Source organism: Acidobacteriota bacterium, assembly GCA_016703965.1.
Classification (GTDB): Bacteria; Acidobacteriota; Blastocatellia; order Pyrinomonadales; family Pyrinomonadaceae; genus OLB17.
Window position 1 is genome coordinate 156,557 of record JADJBB010000002.1, and the last position, 21,732, is coordinate 178,288.

At 53.3% G+C, this 21,732-nt stretch carries 15 protein-coding genes; 8 read left to right on the forward strand and 7 right to left on the reverse strand.

Annotated elements, in window-relative coordinates; all coding sequences use genetic code 11:
* Positions 1-13: 13 nt before the first annotated feature.
* The 5 genes from fdhD (at position 14) to IPG22_00835 (ending at position 5,996) form a co-directional block, all read left to right on the forward strand.
* Positions 14-883, forward strand: a complete 870-nt coding sequence (fdhD, locus tag IPG22_00815; GenBank protein MBK6586852.1) for a formate dehydrogenase accessory sulfurtransferase FdhD — start codon at positions 14-16, stop codon at positions 881-883.
* A gap of 4 nt (positions 884-887) precedes the next feature.
* Positions 888-3,206: an FdhF/YdeP family oxidoreductase gene (locus IPG22_00820; protein ID MBK6586853.1), complete on the forward strand. Its 2,319-nt coding sequence runs from the start codon at positions 888-890 to the stop codon at positions 3,204-3,206.
* A gap of 182 nt (positions 3,207-3,388) precedes the next feature.
* Positions 3,389-4,012 (forward strand): molybdenum cofactor guanylyltransferase, encoded by a 624-nt coding sequence (locus IPG22_00825; GenBank protein ID MBK6586854.1) that lies wholly within the window; start codon positions 3,389-3,391, stop codon positions 4,010-4,012.
* Positions 4,013-4,110: 98 nt separating this feature from the next.
* Positions 4,111-4,551 carry a PqqD family protein gene (locus IPG22_00830; protein ID MBK6586855.1) on the forward strand — a complete coding sequence of 147 codons (441 nt, stop codon included), beginning with the start codon at positions 4,111-4,113 and terminating at the stop codon, positions 4,549-4,551.
* A gap of 59 nt (positions 4,552-4,610) precedes the next feature.
* Complete coding sequence (locus IPG22_00835) at positions 4,611-5,996, forward strand: amidophosphoribosyltransferase (protein MBK6586856.1); 1,386 nt, start codon at positions 4,611-4,613, stop codon at positions 5,994-5,996.
* Positions 5,997-6,062: 66 nt separating this feature from the next.
* Here IPG22_00835 and IPG22_00840 read toward each other — a convergent pair whose 3' ends face one another.
* Positions 6,063-7,916, reverse strand: a complete 1,854-nt coding sequence (locus IPG22_00840) for a hypothetical protein (protein ID MBK6586857.1) — start codon at positions 7,914-7,916, stop codon at positions 6,063-6,065.
* Positions 7,917-8,058: 142 nt separating this feature from the next.
* Here IPG22_00840 and IPG22_00845 point away from each other — a divergent pair, with 142 nt between their 5' ends.
* Positions 8,059-9,024, forward strand: coding sequence for a hypothetical protein (locus IPG22_00845; protein ID MBK6586858.1), 966 nt, complete (start codon positions 8,059-8,061; stop codon positions 9,022-9,024).
* On the opposite strand, the gene IPG22_00850 is transcribed toward IPG22_00845, so the two are convergent.
* Together IPG22_00850 and IPG22_00855 are read right to left on the reverse strand one after the other, a co-directional pair.
* The gene (locus IPG22_00850) at positions 9,021-9,719 is read right to left on the reverse strand and encodes an LON peptidase substrate-binding domain-containing protein (protein ID MBK6586859.1); all 699 of its coding nucleotides are present in this window, start codon (positions 9,717-9,719) and stop codon (positions 9,021-9,023) included. The two genes, IPG22_00845 and IPG22_00850, sit on opposite strands and share 4 nt — an antisense overlap.
* A 77-nt stretch (positions 9,720-9,796) precedes the next feature.
* Positions 9,797-11,083, reverse strand: coding sequence for an exonuclease SbcCD subunit D (locus tag IPG22_00855; protein ID MBK6586860.1), 1,287 nt, complete (start codon positions 11,081-11,083; stop codon positions 9,797-9,799).
* Between the two features lie 132 nt (positions 11,084-11,215).
* Between IPG22_00855 and IPG22_00860 the strand changes: the two genes are divergently transcribed.
* The gene (locus tag IPG22_00860; protein ID MBK6586861.1) at positions 11,216-12,025 is read left to right on the forward strand and encodes an SDR family oxidoreductase; all 810 of its coding nucleotides are present in this window, start codon (positions 11,216-11,218) and stop codon (positions 12,023-12,025) included.
* Between the two features lie 113 nt (positions 12,026-12,138).
* The gene (locus IPG22_00865) at positions 12,139-13,695 is read left to right on the forward strand and encodes a radical SAM protein (GenBank protein ID MBK6586862.1); all 1,557 of its coding nucleotides are present in this window, start codon (positions 12,139-12,141) and stop codon (positions 13,693-13,695) included.
* Between the two features lie 24 nt (positions 13,696-13,719).
* Here the strand turns inward: IPG22_00865 and IPG22_00870 are convergent, their stop codons facing one another.
* The 4 genes from IPG22_00870 to IPG22_00885 all read right to left on the reverse strand — a co-directional run bounded on the left by IPG22_00870 (position 13,720) and on the right by IPG22_00885 (position 21,730).
* A complete protein-coding gene (locus IPG22_00870; GenBank protein ID MBK6586863.1) occupies positions 13,720-16,002 on the reverse strand; it encodes a protein kinase in 2,283 nt (760 codons plus the stop codon).
* 13 nt (positions 16,003-16,015) lie between these two features.
* Complete coding sequence (locus IPG22_00875; protein MBK6586864.1) at positions 16,016-17,167, reverse strand: tetratricopeptide repeat protein; 1,152 nt, start codon at positions 17,165-17,167, stop codon at positions 16,016-16,018.
* A 284-nt stretch (positions 17,168-17,451) separates the two neighbouring features.
* Positions 17,452-19,677: an SUMF1/EgtB/PvdO family nonheme iron enzyme gene (locus tag IPG22_00880; GenBank protein ID MBK6586865.1), complete on the reverse strand. Its 2,226-nt coding sequence runs from the start codon at positions 19,675-19,677 to the stop codon at positions 17,452-17,454.
* Between the two features lie 166 nt (positions 19,678-19,843).
* Complete coding sequence (locus IPG22_00885) at positions 19,844-21,730, reverse strand: winged helix-turn-helix domain-containing protein (GenBank protein MBK6586866.1); 1,887 nt, start codon at positions 21,728-21,730, stop codon at positions 19,844-19,846.
* Positions 21,731-21,732 lie beyond the last annotated feature (2 nt).

Below are 21,732 nucleotides of genomic sequence, written 5' to 3' on the forward strand. Positions count from 1 at the left end.
CTAAAATCTCAACGTGAAACCAGCATCAGCTTATTCGGAAGTTTCGGTACGTCGCTTCGCTTCGGACGGGGATAGCTCTGAATCTGGTGACGTTCTAGCGGTCGAAGAACCTTTGGAAATTCGCCTCGGTTTTCCCGACGCCCCCCACAAGGCCGTTTCGATAACGATGCGAACGCCTGGCGACGATGGCGAGCTTGCCGCCGGTTTTCTATTCACCGAAGGCATCATTATTTCACCGGAGCAGATCAAACAGATCCGCCACTGCGGCCTCAAGATCGGATCGAACAAAGGCACACTTGACCGTGCATCTGCACTCAACTCAAACACCATTCGTGTCGACCTGCGTGACGTTCTCGACCTTGATCTCAAACGCCTCGAACGCAACTTCTACACAACCTCGAGCTGCGGCGTTTGCGGCAAAGCGTCCATCGAAGCCCTCGCGACGGGTGTCAAACAAATCACGAACGACCTTAAGGTAGCTGGCGGCTTAGTTCATTCACTTCCGCAGAAACTCCGCGAAGCTCAATCAGTTTTCGAAACGACCGGTGGACTCCACGCTTCGGCCTTATTTACCATGACGGGCGAATTGGATATTGTTCGCGAAGACGTCGGACGTCACAATGCTCTGGACAAGGTTATCGGGGCAAAATTCCTGGCAGGGGAATTGCCGTTATCGAACCGTATCCTTCTTGTTAGCGGCCGGGCGAGTTTCGAGCTGGTGCAAAAGGCGTTGATGGCGGGAGTCCCGATCCTTGCTGCGGTTGGTGCTCCGTCGAGCCTGGCCGTTGAACTTGCGACTGAATATGGCATGACACTTATTGGTTTTGTCCGCGACGGCCGGTTCAATATATACTGCGGCAGCGAGCGAATCAGCACTCCTTAGTTCGATGAGCGAAAAGTCCCCAAAACTGAAAGTCACCCCTCCGCCTGATACGTCGGCGGGTATTCACGCGGTCACCAATGCTCTAAAGCACGTATTCGGCAAGATGGGTTTGGTCCGCGGTGCGCGTGGCCTGATGAAGCTGAACCAGAAGGGCGGTATTGACTGCCAGTCGTGTGCCTGGCCCGATCCTGATCGGCGAACGATCAACGAATTTTGTGAAAATGGAGCCAAGGCCCTTGCCGACGAAGGCATGACGCAGCACATTGGCCGTGAGTTTTTTGCCGAGCATTCCGTGAAGCAGCTTTCTGACCAGACCGACTTTTGGCTCGGGCAGCAAGGGAGATTAACTGAACCGCTTGTGCTTCGAGAGGGAAGCGAGCATTACGTTCCCATTACGTGGGATGACGCGTTTCAGATGATCGCGGGTGAGCTTAATTCGCTTGATTCACCTGACGAAGCGATCTTTTACACATCGGGCCGTACTTCGAACGAGGCGGCATTCCTGTATCAGCTTTTTGTGCGTCAATTTGGGACGAATAATCTTCCCGATTGCTCCAACATGTGCCACGAATCGACCAGCGTGGCCCTCTCCGAATCGATCGGCCTTGGCAAGGCGACGATCAGGCTCGAAGATTTCACAAAAACCGATCTGGTCATCATCATCGGCCAGAATCCGGGCACTAACGCCCCGCGAATGCTCTCCAGCCTGCGTTCGGCAAAGCTCGCTGGAGCAAAAATGATTGCGATCAATCCGCTTAAGGAAGTCGGGCTGACCGCCTTCGTCGATCCGAATCCTCAGCATTACGGTAATCTACTCGCCGGCCCTCTTACACTTCTTGCGAACAAAGCGACACCATTGGCCGATCTCCATTTGCCCGTTCGCATCGGCGGAGATATGGCAGTCCTGAAAGGGGTCATGAAATCGCTGCTCGAACGTGAACGCAGAGCTCCCGGCACAATATTCGACAGAAGTTTTATAGCGGCCAAGACCGACGGATACGACGATCTGATAGCAGAACTCGATGCCACATCTTGGGACGATGTTTTAGCGTCGAGCGGCCTCTCGCGAGAGCAGATCGACGAAGCGGCAGCGATGATCGCGGCATCACAGGCATTCATCACGTGCTGGGCAATGGGCGTTACGCAGCATGAGGAAGCGGTCGCGACGATCCAGGATATTGTCAATTTACATCTGCTTCGCGGGGCGATCGGCCGGCCCGGAGCGGGGCTGTGCCCTGTACGCGGGCATTCGAACGTGCAGGGCGACCGGACGATGGGCATCTGGGAAAAGATGAACCCAATATTCCGTGATAACCTCGAACGCGAATTCGGTTTTACGGCACCCTCGCGAGATGGACTCAATACGGTTGAATCGATCGCCGCGATGCGAGACGGCCGGGCGAAGGTGTTCTTCGCGATGGGCGGCAATTTTGTAGCGGCATCACCTGACACGGAAGTGGTCGCGGCCGCCCTACAAAACTGTCGCCTTACCGTTCAGGTGATCACAAAACTCAACCGCACTGCACTCACTCCGGGCAAGACATCCTTGATACTCCCATGCCTCGGCCGTACCGAGATCGACCGTCAGGCGGGCGGTGAACAGTTTGTTTCGACCGAGAGTACGATGCTCAATGTACAGATGTCGAAGGGCATTTTCGAGCCCGGTTCAGAACATCTGCGAAGCGAACCCTGGATCGTTTGCCAGCTTGCAAAAGCTGTCCTCGGTAAACGGAGTACGGTCGATTGGGATGCAATGCGCGGCGATTATGACCAGATCCGTGACGCGATATCGCGTGTCGTTCCGGGCTGTGAGAATTACAACGAGCTCATTCGCGTTCCGGGCGGCTTCTACATGCCGAATCCACCAAACGACGGAAGGTTTCCAACCCCGACCGGGAAAGCCAGGTTCGGAGTGAGCACTCTGCGCAGTTTCGAGCTGCCGCCTGGTAAATTGATCCTGACGACGCTCCGGTCGCACGACCAGTTCAACACGACGATCTATGGCCTTGACGATCGCTATCGCGGGATCGACGGCGATAGGCACGTTGTTTTTATGAACCGCGATGACATCAATGATCGTGGCCTCGCGGATGGCCGATCCGTCGATATTACGAGTCATTTCGACGGCTGCGAGCGGCACGTTTTCGGATTTACGGTCGTGGAATACGAGATCCCGCGAGGCTGTGCCGCGGCTTATTTCCCTGAGGCAAATCCATTGATCCCGCTCGGCAGCTTTGCGAAACGGAGTTTCACTCCGACCTCTAAATCCGTTGTTATTTCGATCCAGCCGTCTCACTTACCGGGACAAAGTGAGACGGCCTAAATGCTGCATCTGGAATAGTTATCGCAAAAAACCGTCTCACTTGGAAAACAACAAACGCTTAGGTGCGAAAGTGCCTACCAAAAATAAGGTCTTTTATTTTCAAATATCGAGAAATTTTGAAATAATGTAGCATATATAATACAAAATGTCAAGGATAAAAATACCGCGTCTTTCTTATTGAAATGAGTTCAATATTCGATGCATTCATTCTGATCGGCGGCATATCCAGCCGGTTCGGCTCCAACAAAGCGTTCGCGGCGTTCGACGGCAAAACGCTGGCTAGCCGAGCGGCTGAAATGGTTGAACGAACCGCTTCGCCGAAGACGGTCCGCTTCGTCGTCAGATCGGAGGAGCAATTCGATGCTGAACGGCTCCTCAGCCTCGGCCGCGGCGTGGTTGCCGATCTCAAGCCCGGTTTTGGAGCCTGGAGCGGCCTGCACACGGCGCTCGCTTATTCGTCGACCGTGTGGACGTTCGTGCTGGCGTGCGACCTGCCGTATGCTTCGGGCGACTTGATAAACAAACTCGCTGGGCTGACCGACGACGCGGTCGACGCGGTCGTCCCGCGACAGCCGGATGGTCGTTTGCAGCCGCTGTGCGCGTTCTATCGACGCGATGTAGTGCTGAAGGAAGTTGAGCGACAACTCGCCGATGCAGGCAGACTGCCGCGATTGGCTGGTATTACTTCGGCCTTAAACACGCGGATACTGGAGGAAGCTGAATATAGCGAACTGCCCGGAAGTGAGTTATTTTTCGTGAACATTAACTCCATCAGCGATCTGCCGGCAACTATTGCTCCGAACTGATTCCTGTGCAAAAATAGCGATTACCATCACCATTAAAGACACTTTTGGAGACAAAAATGCGGAACGACTTTCATCCACAAGCTCGCTCGGAAAATTTAGTGATACAGACGCTCCCGGGAGAAACTCTCGTTTACGATCTGAATTCTCACAAAGCCCATTGTCTCAACGAAACTTCGTCGTTCATCTGGGAAAACTGCAGCGGTGAACTCTCGATCCATCAGATACTTGAGGCTTTCGAAGCTCGCTTTGGAAAGTCGGCCGGGCGTGAGCTTATCGAGCTGGCTCTGACGCAACTGCACGAAAGGGAACTCTTAAGGAACGGGTCTTTCAAGATTTCGGAGATGCCCACCCGTCGACAGGTCATAAAACGTATCGGACTCGCTTCGGCAGTTGCGATCCCGATCATTGTCTCGTTAACCGCGCCGCACAACGCCTTAGCCATCGCGGCCAATTGTGCATGCACGAGCCCACTTCAGTGTCGTAATCAGGGCTGTCCGAGCACAACAAATTGTAATGCTCAAGGGGTTTGTGCTCCGTAACGATCTCCGACCTTAGTTCATCTTTGTCGAAATCGAGCGCAAATGGCAAAATAGGCTACATGGAATTAGTCCTCGATAAGCTCCACGAAGAATGCGGGATCTTTGGCATTTTTGGCCATTCTGAGGCTTCCACGCTGACGCAGCTTGGGCTGTTTGCTTTGCAGCATCGCGGCCAGGAGGCGTGCGGGATCGTTTCCTCGGACGGAGTCGATCTGTATCAGCACCGCGAGATCGGGCTGGTTGCTGATGTCTTGAATCCTGAGGTTCTCCCCACGCTAATAGGTTCGAGTGCGATCGGGCATACGCGTTACTCGACCACCGGAAAGAACACGATCAAGGAAGTCCAGCCGTTTTCGGTGCGATGCCAGCACGGGCAGATCGCCATCTGTCATAACGGTAATCTGCCGTTTGCGGCGGCGAAACGCATTGAGCTCGAAAAGGCCGGCGCGATCTTTTCGTCGACCTCGGACACCGAAACCATTCTCCACGGCATCGCCCGTACGCCGGCAAAAGACGCGGTCGAGGCGATCAAAAAAGTTCTACAGGATACCGAAGGAGCGTTTTCCCTCCTGTTTTTGACGCCGACGTCCCTGATCGCGATCCGTGATCCCCGCGGATTTCGACCGTTGGTTTTGGGCAAGTACCAGGACGCGTGGTGCGTTGCTTCTGAAACGTGTGCATTCGACCTGATGGACGCGACTTATGAACGCGAGGTCGAGCCGGGCGAAATGCTCATCATTGATGCCGACGGCGTTCATTCGTCGATGCCCTTTGAACAAAAGCCCGTTTCGGTCTGCACTTTCGAACACGTCTATTTCTCCCGCCCCGATTCAACGATCTTTGGAAAGTCGGTCAATGAATCGCGGCACAAAATGGGCAGACGCCTGGCGATCGAGCATCCGGTCGATGCCGACCTGATCGTTCCAGTTCCCGATTCCGGCGTTGCGGCGGCGATCGGTTATGCACGCGAATCCGGCATTAATTTTCGGCAGGCAATTATCCGCAACCACTATGTCGGGCGGACGTTTATCGAGCCTTCGCAATCGATCCGATCGTTTGGTGTGCGGCTTAAACTAAATCCGATCAAAGATCTGATCAACGGCCGCCGGGTTGTTTTGGTGGATGATTCGATCGTTCGAGGAACTACGTCGAAAAAGATCGTCGAAATGGTTCGTGATGCAGGAGCAACCGAAGTTCACATGCGCATCTCGTGCCCGCCAACGGCTCATTCATGCTACTACGGCGTCGACACGCCAAATCGCGACGACCTCATCGCCGCACAAATGTCGGTCGAGAAGGTGTGCGAATACATCGGAGCCGACAGCCTGGGTTATCTCTCTTTGGAAGGAATGCTCGAGGCGATCGGTATCGACGATTCACGCTCCTGCTCTGCCTGCTGGACGGGCAAATATCCTACGCTGATCGCAAACGGGAAAGCTGCATGATCTCTTGCAAGGGAGATTCTGCCACGTCGGGCGAATCGCTCTTGCTGACACTCGGGCAAGTGTATTTTACCGAACCACTTCAATATTCAACGTCTGTGACCCGCTAATAACAAACTCGCCGGATGGCAATTCCATTTCCGAGATGATTGTCTGAACCGAAGGCTTTGATCCGCCTGCGGTGCGGTCGTTATTTAGAGTGGCGAGCATTGATGGCGGCAGGTTCGGCATTTCGCTGGAGCCGATGATGGTGCCTGTGCTGGTTCTTGAAAGAACTAAATAGAGACGGTCTGCTCGTTTCAGGCGATTGATGGTCGAGATAAGTTCTGACGCACTCTTGGGAGTGAACTGGGTGATAGCTGCGTTTTGCTGAACGGCATTTCCGTCGCCCACCGTTAGGGTGACCGTGCCCGGAGCTGCATCTGCGGGTATCGTGACCGGCACTTTTCGAGCGGTAAATTGGCCCGATTCAGTACGTTCAAACACTGTCAGCTCGATCGTTTCTCCTGCTTTCACAGAGTTTTTGTTAACCGAAATGCGATCGACCAAGCCGGTTCGGCTGCCATCGCGGGCGGTCATCGTGATATCAACGCCCGTGATCTCGAGCCCTTCAAAATTGGCTCTCAACAATGCCGAAAGCGGGATCGCCGGGGCTGCCGCGATAAGGGCTGTTGCCTGCGCACCGGCAAAGCGGCGGTTTAGACGGATCGACTCCTCACCCTTTATCTTGATCTCTCCGGTCATTTCGATGGTCGTGTCGCCGAGGCCGCGTTCCTGCGACGCGAGCGTGTTCCCGACACCGGCATTGACGATTAGCGGCGTTAGAAGTTCGTCGAATGCGGATTCAAAATTGATCTCGCTCACCCGGCCGCGGCTGTTCGTGAGCTTTACTTTGACCGGCAGCATTTTCGGTTCCGCTCCAAGCTTTCCATAGATAGCGGTTGCCCGGTCCTGCGTCATCGCTCCGACAGTCGCGTCGGGGACGGCGAGCTTGAAAGAGTTATTTGCGTTTGGGATGACAGTGACAACGTGAGACTCTGCCATCGGCAAATTTGCCGATCCGAGACTGAAGAACGGGTGGCCAAAGGCGTAGATCTTTTCGCCGTCGCGAAGCGTGACGGTTCCCGCGGCGGCGATCTGAATGTCGCCTCGCGAGAGCGAAACAACTATGGAGTCGCCGCCTAGCAGGGTGTTTTCATTGAACGGCGTGAGGGGTTTGATCGCTGAACCGCCGCCCGCGGTGGCAACCGGGGTGATGCCGGCCCTCATTAATTCGGGTGCAAATGTATCGAGTGTTTGCTGAGAAATGCCTGAAAAATACAAGGGGGTCGATATCGGCGTGAATGTCTGACCGGCGATCGCCATCAACCTCGAATCCGACGAAAATCCTGACGCCGCCGGCGTCCTCGCCACCTCATTGAAGCTTGGCTTCCATCTGTCCGCCTGAAGTTCGGCATACGTAAAAGTTCTCGGCGTGCTCATCGAAGTTTTCGCCGTGACCGCCTGTTCTACGACCGAAGACATTTGCTCAAAGGGCGTAATGCCGCAGATCGGTTCCTTAGCAAATGGAAAACTGTACGAGATCGCACCGATCAGTTTGCCGTCGACATAAACCGGCGACCCGGACATTCCTGCAAAAACAAAGGTCCGTTCGGCGTTCGCTCCGCTTAATTTTCCGACAATGATGTCCTGCCGCGGCCCGATCCAGTTTGGCACGACGCCGAGGATCTCAACGCCAAATTCCTCTGATTTGCTGCCTTTGAAAACTGTTCTCGCCGTTCCCCGCATGCCCTCGCGTACTTCGGAGATCGGCATGATCTTTGTTGCACCCGCCCCTGAAACAGGCATCGCGACTTGGGCAAAAAGGCTCGGAGAAACTGAAAAGAAAGTCAGAAAAAGGGCGAGGACAATTTGGTTTAACATCGTAAAAACTTCTTCCTTAGAGGCTGGCGAATATGGTAACATTTTAACTGGCCTATCTGAAAGGCCCACATTTGCTGGCTTTTACCCACACCCGTTCGATGCCGCTTTGCGGCAAAATTCTGCAATAAAAACTAACGCTGCTATGGCTAAATCTACCCGTCTTGTTAAAAGCTTTACACGCCTCTTGCTTCCGATCGTCTTGCTCGTATTGGTTGCTGTTGCCGCAGGCTCGGTATGGCTTGTGTACAAAACTGCGCGTCCCCTGAAAGCAATGTATTTAGTGACGCCGGATAAATACGGCCAACTCAGTACGCGGGCGGCAAAGGTTACTGATGAGACGTGGCCTAACCGTGACGGCGGATCGACCCGCGGCTGGCTGCTTCGCGGTGCCGAAGGAGCACCGGCGGTGATACTTCTGCATAAGTATGGAGCTGATCGCTCATACGTTCTAAATCTGGGCGTTAAGCTCAATGAATCGACAAATTTTACCGTCCTGATGCCCGATCAACGCGGCCACGGCGAAAATCCGCCGGTTCAGAATGCCTCGTTCGGCGGTTGCGAGACCGAAGACAGCCTTGCTGCCGTTCAATTCCTAAAGAACTTGAAGACACCGACCAATATCGCGTTGGTCGATCAGAACAAAATGGGCATTTTCGGCGTCGAGATGGGAGCCTTGGTCGCGGTCGCAACCGCCGCTAAGGACAAAACCATCAAAGCTCTCGCCGTTGATTCTGCCCCTTCCGATTCAGATGGCGTTCTGACCGCCTCGTTAGGCAAGCGATTCCCCTTCGCGAGTTTTGCGACCGCAAAACTCGCTCAGCTTGGCACACGGATGTACTATTTCGACGGATGCTATCAGCGCGAGCCTGTGTGCGACACGGCGAAAAAGATCGAGAATCGCGACGTGCTTCTGCTGGCAGGCGTCGACGCGAAGGACTTTCAGGAATCCACCGCGAAACTCAACAAGTGTTTTGCGTCGACGAACAAGGTCGAAAGCAAGACCGACCTCAGCCCCTCCGGATTCAGCATCATCAATGCGTCGATGGAGCAATCGGAGACCTATGATCAGAGGTTGATCGATTTTTTCCGGAATTCTCTCGGGAACTAGATATCGATCTTCTTCTTACTGTGTCCGTTTGTTCGTGAGACAGTTTGAATTTCTGCACTTTCCTCGATCTGGCCGACGGCTTGGTCGAGGACTTTTTTTAGCTCGGTCAGGCGTACTATTGTTGAGGTCGTTCTTAGCAGGCCGTGTTTCTTGTCGTTCTCGAAATTGAACGCAGCGCTGATCAGGAACGAAAGGGCTTCGGGATCGCTGTGTTGGATCTCGGGCAGTTGTCCGCGGCTGCCGCTCATTTTGAACGCTGCTTTTGCCATTCGCTCAAATAAAGCGAAAACGTCATCCGCTAATGGTGTCAGCTCGCCTACGTCTTTTTTTTCGTCCTCAAAAAACTCGACATCACCGACAAGATATGGGTCGCCAGTGTCTACATAATCGATCAGCCTGAATCGCACTACGCCAAGCGTCAGAATATTTGACCGTCCGTCCTCGAGGGTTTCAGATTCTCTGATCTCGGCGACACAGCCGACAGAACCGGGAGCCGGACGATCTTCAAAGGCATCCTGTGGTTCGAAAAGCATGACGCCAAAATATTTGCCTTCATGTTCGACATCCCTGAGCATCTGCCGATACCGATCTTCAAAAATGTGCAGCGGCAATATCTCGTTCGGCAGCATAACGAGCGGGAGAGGGAAGATCGGGATCGTTTTGATCCCGCGAACTTTGTCTAGTATTTCTGACATATGTTTGGAAGCGGAGAAGAGTAGAAAAGGAAAAGGGGAGCGGCTCAGCTCAGATTCCTCTTCCACTACCTTTCTCCTCAGCTCCTTTTTACCTCATCTAGCTTAACTGCAATAAACTCCGCGATCTTCGCCGGTTCGTCATCACTGAGAGCCATTCGTTTCGCTCCGATAACGGCGTCGGCGATGGAATCGTTAATGGCCTTGTAGCGGTTGTCTCGAAAGACAAGGTCGCTAACGACACGGCGTTCGAGACGCTCGCGGCCTTCGTCGGGAGCGTCTTCGTCAGTATCTAGATAATCCGCTGGGACCGTCTGGTTCTTGATGCGGACGTGAAGGGCATCGGTCAGAGCCTTGGTTTCATCTCGCATTTTCTGCATTTCAAGGAGCGAATTTGGAAAGCCGAGCTGCCCGCGAAGAGCGACCTCGATGATCGGCCGCGGTTTGCCCGGTTCGGCGATGCGTGCCTCGCGATCGATCAGATCTATTACCCCGGATGTGACCTTTGACGCCTGATCGACGTTATCGACATTAAACTTTAGCTGCTGAAACGGCCGGAAATGATAGTCGGTTACGTGTCGGGCCGAAACGTTATTTTCGTCATCGACCTCGACGACGAACGCACCTCTTGTCTCGCGGAACTCGCTGATATTTGTGATCTCGATCGATCCGGGATTGAACGCCCAGTTGTCGATCTCGTAATGCTTATGAGTATGGCCGAGGCCGACGTATTCCACTGCCGATTTCAGTTCTTTAAGAGCTGAAATGGATAACGCCGGGATCGGATGCATCTGATGGCCTTCGACATCGGTGTGGAGGAGTAAGGTGTGAAAGGCTCCATCGCGGCGATTTTCCATTATTGCCCGCGTGAGCATCGGGATCGCCCAGTTACCTGATGCTCCATACCAGTCCGAACCGAATATCCGAGCCCGCCCGATGTCGATATAGCCGCCGCGTTTGGTCGCTTCATCCCAGGGGTCGTAGGTAAGAGTGTCGCCCTTGACTGCGTTGTCGGAAGCCGCGATCTTACCGGGCTCCAGCAGTTTTATCAGTCCCCAACTCGATAGAGAACGGAGCCAGCTAAAATCGCTGTCGGTATGTTTCTGATCGTGATTACCCTCGATCGAGACGACAGGAATTCCGGCTTCACGCATCATTGTGAGGCCTTCGACAGCGTAGTTCATCGTCTCGGGCGGAACTGAACGTTTGTGAAAGAAATCGCCGCACATGATGACGAAATCCACCTTCTCGTCGATCGCGTACCGTTTTAAAACATCGATCCACGAGTCAAAAAAATCGCGCGGACTCTCGGGAAGTTGGTATCTCGTACATCCCAGATGTACGTCGGCGATATGCAGGAACTTCATAACTAAATTATAAGACTTTTCACCGCAAAGGTGCGAAGCCGCAAAGCGGGCAAAGAATCGGGAGGGAGTTGTCGCATGCAGATTCTCCTTTGCGTCTTTGCACCTCGCGGGCTTTGCGTTAAAAATACTCTTATGGATAGAGTCGTTCTAATTACCGGAGCATCGACAGGGATCGGACTTCATACCGCAAAGCTCTTTCAGGCGAAGAGTTGGAAGGTCGCGGCGACAATGCGTTCTCCTGAGAAAGCGGTTGATCTGCAGAAGATCGTTGATATTGAATGTTTGCGGCTCGATGTTACTGATCCAGAAACCATACGCTCAGCGATCGAAGCTACGTTTGAGAAATTCGGCCGTCTCGATGCCGTGGTAAATAATGCGGGATACGGACTTATAGGTGCGTTCGAAGCAGCTTCGGCCGAACAGATCGAGCGCCAGTTTGAGACGAATGTATTGGGCTTAATGAACGTGTGCCGAGAGATCCTGCCGTATTTTCGTGAACAAAAGCGTGGCACCATCGTTAATATCGCATCGGTCGGCGGCCGTATCACATTTCCGGTATACAGCCTTTATCATTCGACCAAATGGGCCGTGGAGGGATTTTCGGAATCGCTTCAATACGAGCTCGCCGAGTTTAACATCCGCGTCAAGATCATCGAACCAGGACCAATAAAAACAGATTTTTACAGCCGGTCTCAGGACGTAACAAAGAAAGAAGGATTGACTGCCTATGACAGTTTTGTCTCGCGTGCGATCGCGAATATGCAGAAGGCTGGCGAGGAAGCTCCGGACGGTGAGATCGTCGCTCAAACGATCTATGAAGCTGTTACCGACGGTTCAAAAAAGCTTCGCTACGGTGTCAATACGAAAGGAATTCTGACATTGCGCCGGCTCTTGCCTGAGCGTTTGTTTTACGCGATAATGAAAAAGATTATTCTAAAATAGATATATGTGCCGAAAAGTGAGATGATAAGGGCTCATAATCGTACTATTACCCCTCTGAGCCCCAAGGCGATTAGAATTCTGAAGTAGTCTTAGCTGATTTCGGTCGTTTTTGAATGAAGATATTACTCTATAACCCGGACAACGGTATAACGCGGAATTTCATGCCGCATCTTTGGATGTTCTTGCTGCAGTCGCTGACTCCGCCGGAACACGAGGTGATCTTGATCGACGGCAACGCGAAGGCTATGACGCGGCCGGAGCTCGTCCAATTCTGCAAGGATAACGACATCGGCCTGGTCGGGATCGGAGCGATGACGCGAATGGTCGCACGTGCATATCTCGTGGCGGATTCACTGCGCGAAGCCGGATTTAAGGTCGTGATGGGCGGGCCGCACGTTACGGAATGTCCGGATGAGGCTCTTGGTAAAGACGGGGGCCCGCGTCACGCGGATGCCGTTGCTCTCGGTGAAGCTGATGATTACTGGGCTCAGATCGTTGATGACGCAGCCCGTGGTGAACTTAAAGAGATCTATCAGCCGGCACTGGATGAAAAGGGCAACGATGTAAAACCAGCATTGGTCGAATACCCGCACATCCCCTGGGAAACGCTTGATCTCGATCAATTTTCTCTCGTTCCAAAATTCATGCAGCCGATGCTGTCCAAGATGGGCGAAGGCTGGGGCAAGTTTTTCGTAGTTCCGATCGAGACCGGGCGCGGATGTCCATACGGCTGCGAATTCTGCACCGTTACGGGCTTCTTTGGCGATTCGATCCGTTTTAGAACAAATGAGAGCGTCGTCGAGGAACTTCTCCGCTTGAAAGCGAGAGCGAAGAAAGAGAAAGGCCAGATAGCAGTGTTCTTTATCGACGACAATCTCGCGATCAATAAAAAACGCCTCAAAGGACTGCTTCGCGACATGATCGCCGCCGGTGCAACGCTGCCGTGGGTCGCGCAGATCAGTGCGAATTTGCTCGCGGACGAGGAACTCGTCGATCTGATCGCTCAAGCCGGTGGCAGATGGGTCTTTATTGGTATGGAATCGATCGATCCGGCCAATATGGCCGACGTTAATAAGAATTTTTCCAAGCCGGAAAATTATCAGGCCGTTTTGGAAGGGCTACGAAAGCGGAATATATACGCTATCACGTCGTTCATCTTTGGAATGGACAACGACACCCCTGGTGTCGCGAACCGGACGGTTGATGAGATCGAAAGCTGGGCTCCGGGCCTTCCCGTCTTTGGCCAGTTGACACCGTTCCCTTCGACGCCGCTTTACGACCGTTTGCAAAAAGCAGGACGGCTTTCCCGTCCGAAACACTGGCTTGATTTCGCTCCGTTCGTAATGGCCCACGATCCGCTCAAGATGACGATCGAAGACGCGAAGAAAGAGACCTTCGATGCGTGGTCCAGGTCGTACAGCCCCGAGCGCAACTGGGAGGCTGTCAATGCCATCCGCGAAGCTCCGATCGACGTTCGAATCGGCCACTTGGTGGCAAGATTGTTCTTTAGAGGGATCTATTTCCCCCAGATGAGTAAATCCGCGTGGCTCAAGCTCTTGTTCGATAACCGCCGCTCGATCCTGAGTCTCACTGGCGAAGGCATTCGCACGTGGCGGGCCGCACGCAAACGCCGCCGCCTGAAGGGCAGTGAAGTACAGACGGCTCAGTAAATTAGACCAGAATTTGTAGGGGAATTAGAAGTTTTGACTTGGCTCGAAAGTGTCAAGGATAGCGGCTAGTTCCCCTTTTACGCCTATGTCGTCAACGCTGCGGACGTTTTCGGCGAGTGAGGTTGCGAGCATTGTGATCTCAAATCCATTACGAACGCCAAGCCTGGCCGCGGGAATGAACAAACGCCGCCCCCAGACGATAAGTTTCTCTCCGTTCTCAGAAGTGCCGCCGCCCTGGAACTTGACCTCGTAGGCTCGCCAGTTGCCGTTCAACTTTATCTCACCTTCCGAAACCATCTGATAACCCGGCAGTATCTTCTTCAAGGTGTCGTTGGTTTCCTTGACCATTACAGGGAATTTTTCAGAATCATCGTTAAAAGTACCCTTGCTCGAATAATAGCTTATGAGCATCTGCTCTTTTAGCTTTCCTTCGGGCGTGACTCGAGAAATGTCGAGGAACTTTCCGCGGGAATTAGCTGTGGCTCCGTTCTGGGGGCCGTTTATTTTCCAGTCCTTCGGATAAAAAAGCGTAAACCCGACGAAGTTTCGCAGTAGGTCACCTTTTAGATTCTCTTTCGTATTCTGATAAAAGATCGAGTTTGGTGGCTGAGATACATTACGCGGCAACGGCGGCATCTCAGTTTCCGGGGCTGGCGCCGGAGCCTGCGTCGCGTTGTCCGCAGTCTGAACGGGCTGCACGGCCCGATCCTCTACCAACGGTGCATTGTAGATCCAAAAATACCAAACCACACCGACCATCGACAGAATCACCAAAGTTGCAACAGCCGCCACTACCTTTTTCCAGGATGACCCTGTCTCGGGCGGTTCCGGCGAACGGTTTCGCCAGCTAGGCTCTGCCGGAGCATTACTGTTCGGAGACTCCTCAGCGTGTTTTGCCGAGATCGGCTCCAGCGAAACGAAGTTGCCTTTTCTTATCGTATTCTCGACCGGCGGGGCCTGGTCGTTAGCCGTGTTGGCAGTCTCCGGCTCGGCTTGCGGCCTGATCGGCTCGAGGGCTGCGATCGGCCGCGACGGTTCCGAAAGCGAGGAAAAAAGAGCGTCACCAAAATCACGAGCCTTTGGAAAACGATCGGAGCCATTGAACGCAAGCGCACGATCGAGGACCTCGTTGACAGAACGCGGCAGGTCCGGCCGCAGGTCGGTGGGCATCACCGGAAGCCCGGCGCTTTGAAAACGAACTAATTCGCGGGCGGTGGATCCCTCGTACGGCAGCTGGCCGGTGAGCATTTCGTATGCAACCACGCCCAGCGAATATATATCGCTCGCAACTGTCGCTATTTTACCCTCTAAGACCTCGGGAGCTTTATAGACAATATTGTGTTCATTTGGATCACCGTTCGACGCTCCGAAGTTCACTACCTTGATCTGCTCGATCTCGCCACATGCGTCAATGATCAGATTCTCCGGCCTTATGTCCCGATGAATGATGCCTTCCTGATGAGCCTCGTTCAGGGCACTTGCTGCCTGGCGGATAACACGTGCCGCTCTCTGCGGGGCGAACTGTCCGTGGATGGTCAGAATGTCATTCACTGACAGAGCATCCACATACTCGGTCACGAGGAAGTTAGCACCGTTGGCGAACTCGCCGGAGTCTATCAGACGCGCAATATTAGGATGGCTGAAGTGCGAAAGCGACACTCGTTCCTCGGCCAAAATACTGCTCATGATCTCGTCGTAATCATCCTCGAACAAAATACGAACAAGGACCTTCCGATCCGTGACTATTCGATCATCTGCTAAATAGGCAAGCCCCATCTCGTCACCGCCAAGAAATTCGGTAACGTGGTAACGGCCTTTTACTGTACGATCCACCAGATGTTCCGGGTTGTTCATGTCGAACTCGGCAGCAAAGCCTCGATCTCTGCCCGAATTTGTTAGATCGACATGTCCAGCCGGGATCTCGAACGGCTGCACTTTTCTGGTGACCGGCCTATCTTCAACCAGCTTCACCGGGATTGGCGTAGCGGACGGCTTAATATCTGACTGCATTGGCTGGATATCCAGATCCAGATCATCGAGTTCAAAAAAAACAGGTTCAGGTTCAGCCGGACGAATGGTAAACACCGGCTCCCGATTTTCAGTTTGCCCCGTTACAGGCCGTGGGGCGGAAGAAAGGTTTTCGTCCAGATCACTGATCGCTTCGATCTTCGGAATAAGATTGGCGAATATGCCGCCTGTTCGGCCGGGAGTTGAACCGGCCGCCTCCGAGACTAAGCGCGAACCATCCGTCGGGCAAAATCGCCTTGAGCCTTCGTCAAAATTTTCCTTACATTTGGGGCAATACATTTCTAAAGATCTCTTAACCTCGCTGAGCCTTCACTAGCTTGCTTACAAGCCCCTGATTTTCATTGTCGAGGGCGATCGCCTGCCGGTAGGACCGTTCGGCAGCCTGACGGTTGCCGGCCTTAATAAAACCGTCGCCAACAGCCTCGAACTGCTGTGATAACCCGCGTTTTTCAAGCGCTGAAACAGTCTTGAGGGCTTCAGTCAACGAACTCTCGGCCATTTCAAATTTCCCTTGACGCGTATAAAGGGTGCCTAAAAGACTGTTTGCCGTAAAACCGTTGGGGCTGATGTTCAGATTCGCCCGCAAGACGCGTTCCGCATCGTCGTATTTCCCCTGAGCGGTCAAAGCCCGGCCAAGCAGCAGCATCGCTGACGGATTTCTGGGATCGCCGTTGAGAGCACTTTGAAGCAGCTTTTCCGACTCGGAATACCGCTGTTCCGATTGCATCACCTCAGCGACAAGGATCATTGTTGCCACATCGTTCGACCGCTTGACTGCATCGTCATAAGCCGCCGCAGATTCCTTGGTCAGTCCCCGCCGTCGCAAAAGACGGCCAAGATGGGCATACGCCGGAGCAAAAGAGGGGCGAAGCTTTATCGCCGTACGGTACGCATTCTCAGTTTCTGCTCCGATCAACCCTCGCAGTTCCTGTGCAACGCCAAACTGGTCGAATGCCAGAGCATTCGACGGAGCGAGTTGGATCGCCTTTTGAGCGAGCTTTTCCGCTTCTTCGTACCTTTCCGAAAGGTTCGGGGCAGCAATTGGCTGTGTCAGAACATAACTTAGGGCAACATAAGAAGTAGCATTGTTGGGATCCAACTGAATAGCGGAGCGATAGGCGTTCTCCGCTTCCTCCCAACGCTGCTGATCGCTGTATAGATTTCCAAGGCCGTAAGTCGCGCGCGAATCCTTTGGTTTCAAGGTTCGAGCCGCCTTGTAAGACGTCTCGGCGGCAGAATAATTTCGGTCGTCGCGAGCCTCGTTGCCAGATTCGATCAGATCTTCGAAGCGATCATCACTATTCGTCGGGGCGGCGACAAGGTTCGGCTTGGCCTTAACTGCCGTGATCTCCACCTTCGAGGGTTGAGCCGATTTGAACTCTGTGTATTTCGCCTTATCGCTTGCAGCGGGTTCTTTTTTCGGTGGCGTTGTCTTCTTTGCCATATCTGCGGCCGTGGGCTTTGGAGCTGGTTTTACCTTTGAGGTCGAAACTTTCGCTGCAGATCCTTTGGTAGCCGGAGATTTGGCGGTCGTTTTTGGTTTTGTGGATTCGGGAGATTTGGCTGCCGGTTTCTTTGTTGTTTTCGGGGCTGTGGTTTTTCCCGAACCGAACAACTTATTGCTGCTGCCCAGGTCTTGACTCCACGGCCGAAATGGCAAAGATCGTCGCAAATGCCAAGATAATTAGTATCGATCCACCCTTTCTCATACCCGCACCTTTTGGGAGCTTACTTAACCAATCTAAATCCTAGTTGCCCGTCGCGTTTCGCTACCGGGACCTTGATCCGGTAGGCCGAGGTCACGGCATTCGGCCCGGCGAAAGTATTATTGGCACAGCCGCCACGGACCATGTTCTCAGGCTCCTTGGGCGGCTCTGCCTTGCGGCTTCCCGGATATGGAGCGGCAGGCGACGATGTCCATTCAAAAACATTCCCGATCAGATCCTGAACTCCCCAATCATTCGGGCAGGAATTTGTTGCCACTCTGCTCGGGTCTAGGATCGATTTGCCGAGAACCGCGCATTCATCCTGAGGTTTATTTCCCCAGGGAAAAAGGTTTCCTTTACTACCATTGCGTGCGGCGAATTCCCATTCGCTCTCCGATGGGAGCCGATACTGAATGCCGTCACGTTTCGATCTCCAGGCAATAAAAGCGTTAACGTCTGCAATGTTGACCGATCGGACCGGATATTTTTCCTGACGCGGCGGCGGCGTCTCTTCACGCGTCCAATAGATCGGAACTGGCTTATATCCAGTTTCGCTAGTAAAAGCGAAATACTCCTCGTTCGTCACCTCGGTCTTATCCATCGAAAAGGCACTAACGGTAACTTCGTGCTCCGGCCGTTCCATTTCGGGCCCGCTATTGCGTCCCATCCTGAACGAGCCTCCCGGGATATCCGCCATATCCGGCGTTATCGACGGTACCGGCACGGGCGTCGTCGCTGGGGTCGGCGTCGCACTTCCGGGGCCGACGACGGTCTTTCTGTCGAATGCGCCCAGCATATATGCTGCACCTAATCCGGCAATTCCAATCAGAAAGAGAGCGAATAGTCCACCGATTCCTAAAAGTATCGGTTTTGCAGACGATTTTTTCGGCGGCGGCGTGGTATCGACTTGAACATTGAAGCGGCTGGGCGCGTAATCCTGCTGAACCGTCTGTGCCATATCGTCCGCATTTTGCGGCGATGCGGCGATAGTTTTATGAGCGCCGCCAACTGTGACGTCGGGCATCGGGATCGCCGTCTTCGAATCTAAAGTTCCCGAACTCAGGTCCGCGATCACCTCGACCGGCCTGCCATCGCATACCACTTCGCTGGTCCAGTCGCGAAAACCGTTATGCGTGACGCGAAGGCGATGGTTACCGCTTTGGATGCCCTCAATAAGAAGCAGCCCGCTCTCAGCAGAGCGGCCAACCGCGACGTTGTCAACAAAAACGCTCGACTGCGGCGGCCGCGTCGTTACCTTTAGCGATGAAACCGGCAGCGACGCTGGGGCCGTGTGGATAAACTGAACACCCGGCTTGATCGCCGCTCGCAATTCCTCGACCAGAACGTCAACTGACTGTGTTCGTTTTTCCGGATCTTTCTGCAGGGTATGCAGAACCGCTGCCTCCAGCTCTGGTGAGACATGCAGTCCGGCAGCGGCCAGCGTTGGCGGCGGATCCGAGATGTGCTTTTTCATGATCGCCGGGATCGATGAACCCTTAAACGGTACATCGCCTGTCAGCATCTGATAGAGCATCACCCCGAGAGAATAAATATCCGAACGAGAATCAGGATCTTCGTCCGCCCATTGCTCGGGAGCCATGTAATACGGCGAACCCATCAGGCCGGTCGTTTGAGCCTGGATAAATGAACCCAGCAACTCGCCTGACTTTATCTTTGCCAGCCCGAAATCCAGTATCTTTACCGCCTGCGACAAGTTTGGCTTGTCGTTGCAGATCATGATGTTGAGCGGCTTGAGGTCGCGGTGAACAATACCCTGGTGATGTGCGGCTCCGACACCTGCGCAGACGGCGGACATCAGTTCGAACGCTCGTTCAGGCGATAAGGACTTTTCGCGCGCAAGTAGATCGTGTAGAGCTTCGCCCTCGACATATTCCATGACGAGGAACGGCAAAGTTCCGTCGATCACGCCGTAATCGGTAACGCTGACGACGTTTTGATGTCGAATGGCAGCGGCGGCGAGAGCTTCCTGGCGAAATCTGGTGACGAGCTGCGGATCATTTCCGACCAGATCGGGCAGGATCACCTTGATCGCGAGTTGAGTTTTGAGATAGGCGTGGCGGGCTTTGTAAACAACGCCCATTCCGCCCTGGCCGAGGCGGCATTCGAGCTGGTATTTACCCTCTAAAACCGGTTCGCCGCTAATCGTATGCACAGTCGGCATCCCGTCATTCGGACACGTGACAACAGCGTCGGCGAAACACGTTTTACAAAGCTGACACTCTTTCATGCTCGAACTTAGATGGCGGATCTATGGATCGCGGTGCTCAAATTTTAGAAACGGTACCACATGGTTAAAACTCTAGATTAGCACGCTTTAATTCTAATTTCTTTACAGATCGCAAGCAAGGTTAAACCACGGCGGATCATGGGATGTTCTTTGGTGGTTTTAGCGGCTAGTTGTCCAGGTGAAGACGCTTTATCAGCTCAACGTAGCGAGCATCTCCACGCAGCGAATCGAGAGCCGGTTCGATCTTTAACGAGGCAAGGTCTGATTGCCTCATCGCATACGATCTTTCGAGCCATCTGAAAGCCGCATCTTTGTCGCCCAGCTCGGCGTAAAGGTACGCGATCACAAATGGCGAGGTTTTGCCGGTCTCTGTCACCTCGAGCTTTTTGATCTCCGCGGCGGCTTCAGCGACTTTGCCGGTTCTTATCAACCAGGTCGCGTGCAGGCTCTCATAATTATCCGGCTTTTTGTCCAGCAGCGTTTTGACCTGGTCCAGATCGCCTTTCTGCAGATACGCTTTGGCGAGGAGCCTGTCGGAGATCGAATCAGGAGCCTTTAGATCGTGGACCAAGTTGGCAGTTCTGATGGCTTCATCGGGCTTTCGCCAATTCAGATAAAGTTCGCTCAAGGTAAATTGGACCCCGGACGAAAGCGGGTCTGATTCCTGCAGCTTCAACAGTTCGCTCTCGGCCTCGGCAAATTTTCCTCGCATTGCGAGTGTACTGGCGAGCCACATCCGCGAGCGGCCAAAATTTGGATTCTTATCAACCGCTTGCCGCAAGATGCTCTCGCGCCGGGCCATGTCGTAATTGTCCGACGTTTCCGTCTCGCTCAAAACCAATAATGCGTCGACCGAGTTTTCGTCGAGCCGTAATGCTTCTCTGGCGTGAGACTCGGCTTTCTTGATGACGGAACCTGGGGGGACGAGGGAATTTGATTCCATTATGACGTAGGTTGTTGCGATGCCCTCGTGGGCCTTGGCAAAATTCGGAGCGATCGACAGGGCCTTGTCAAAAAGCTCGACTGCCTTCGTCATCGCCTCAAAAGTAAGATCGTTGCGGATGTGGATGCCTTGTAAATAAAGTCGATATGCCTCCGCGTCGATGTTCTTAGCTGTTTCGACCTTAATGCAGCTTCCCGCTTCGATCCTCGTCAAAACGTCACACGCGATCTGGTTTTGGAGGGTGAAGAAATTTCTAACAGAACTTGTCGGATCGTTGTTCGTCCATAGGACCTTTCCATCCTTAACATCGACTAAGCTCACCTCGATCCGCATTTCGTCGCCGATCTTTCGCAGGCTGCCTTCGAGGATCGCTTCCACTTTTAGCTTGTCACGAACCTCCTGAAGGTCGATCTCTTTATTTTTGAAAGTAAATGATGCACTGCGTGAGATGACCTTTAGCTCGCTATGACGGGAAAACTCGTTGATCAGGCCCTCGCTCAAGCCGTCGGACAAATAATCGTTTGCTGTGTCGCCGGTGAGGTTTCTCAACGGCAAAACCGCGATCGAACCAATGCCGGACAATTTCTGCCTGGAAGGTTGTTCTTGCCGGGGCAAGTAAACACCGACCACAAAACTCACTGACAGCAGCGTTATCACCGCTAAACTTGAGATCAGAATTATCCTGGAACGCCAAAACGGCAGTTTTACCGCCGAAAGGGTTTGATCGGCTGCCAAGGCGTTAGATGTGTCCAAAACGGTTCCGACATTCAAACTCTCACTGGCTCCGATCTCGCCAATAAATCGATAACCCGTGCCGCGACGAGTTTCTATAAATCGAGGTGCTCGCTCCTTGTCGTCGAGGACGCGACGCAGTGCCCCTACGCATTTGCTCAGGGCATCGTCATAAACTTCGTGGCCGTCCCAAAATTCGTTCAACAGTTCGTCGCGTGTCACCACGCGGTCACGGTTTTCAATCAGGTAGGTCAGGATCTGAAAATGACGTTTCGGCAGGTGGATCTCGGCATCTTTGCAAAAAAGTACCTGCTTTCCAGTTTCCAGCCGGAAATCAGCAAACTCGTATCGATCGTTTTCTCGAATTTTGTCCGTCACAT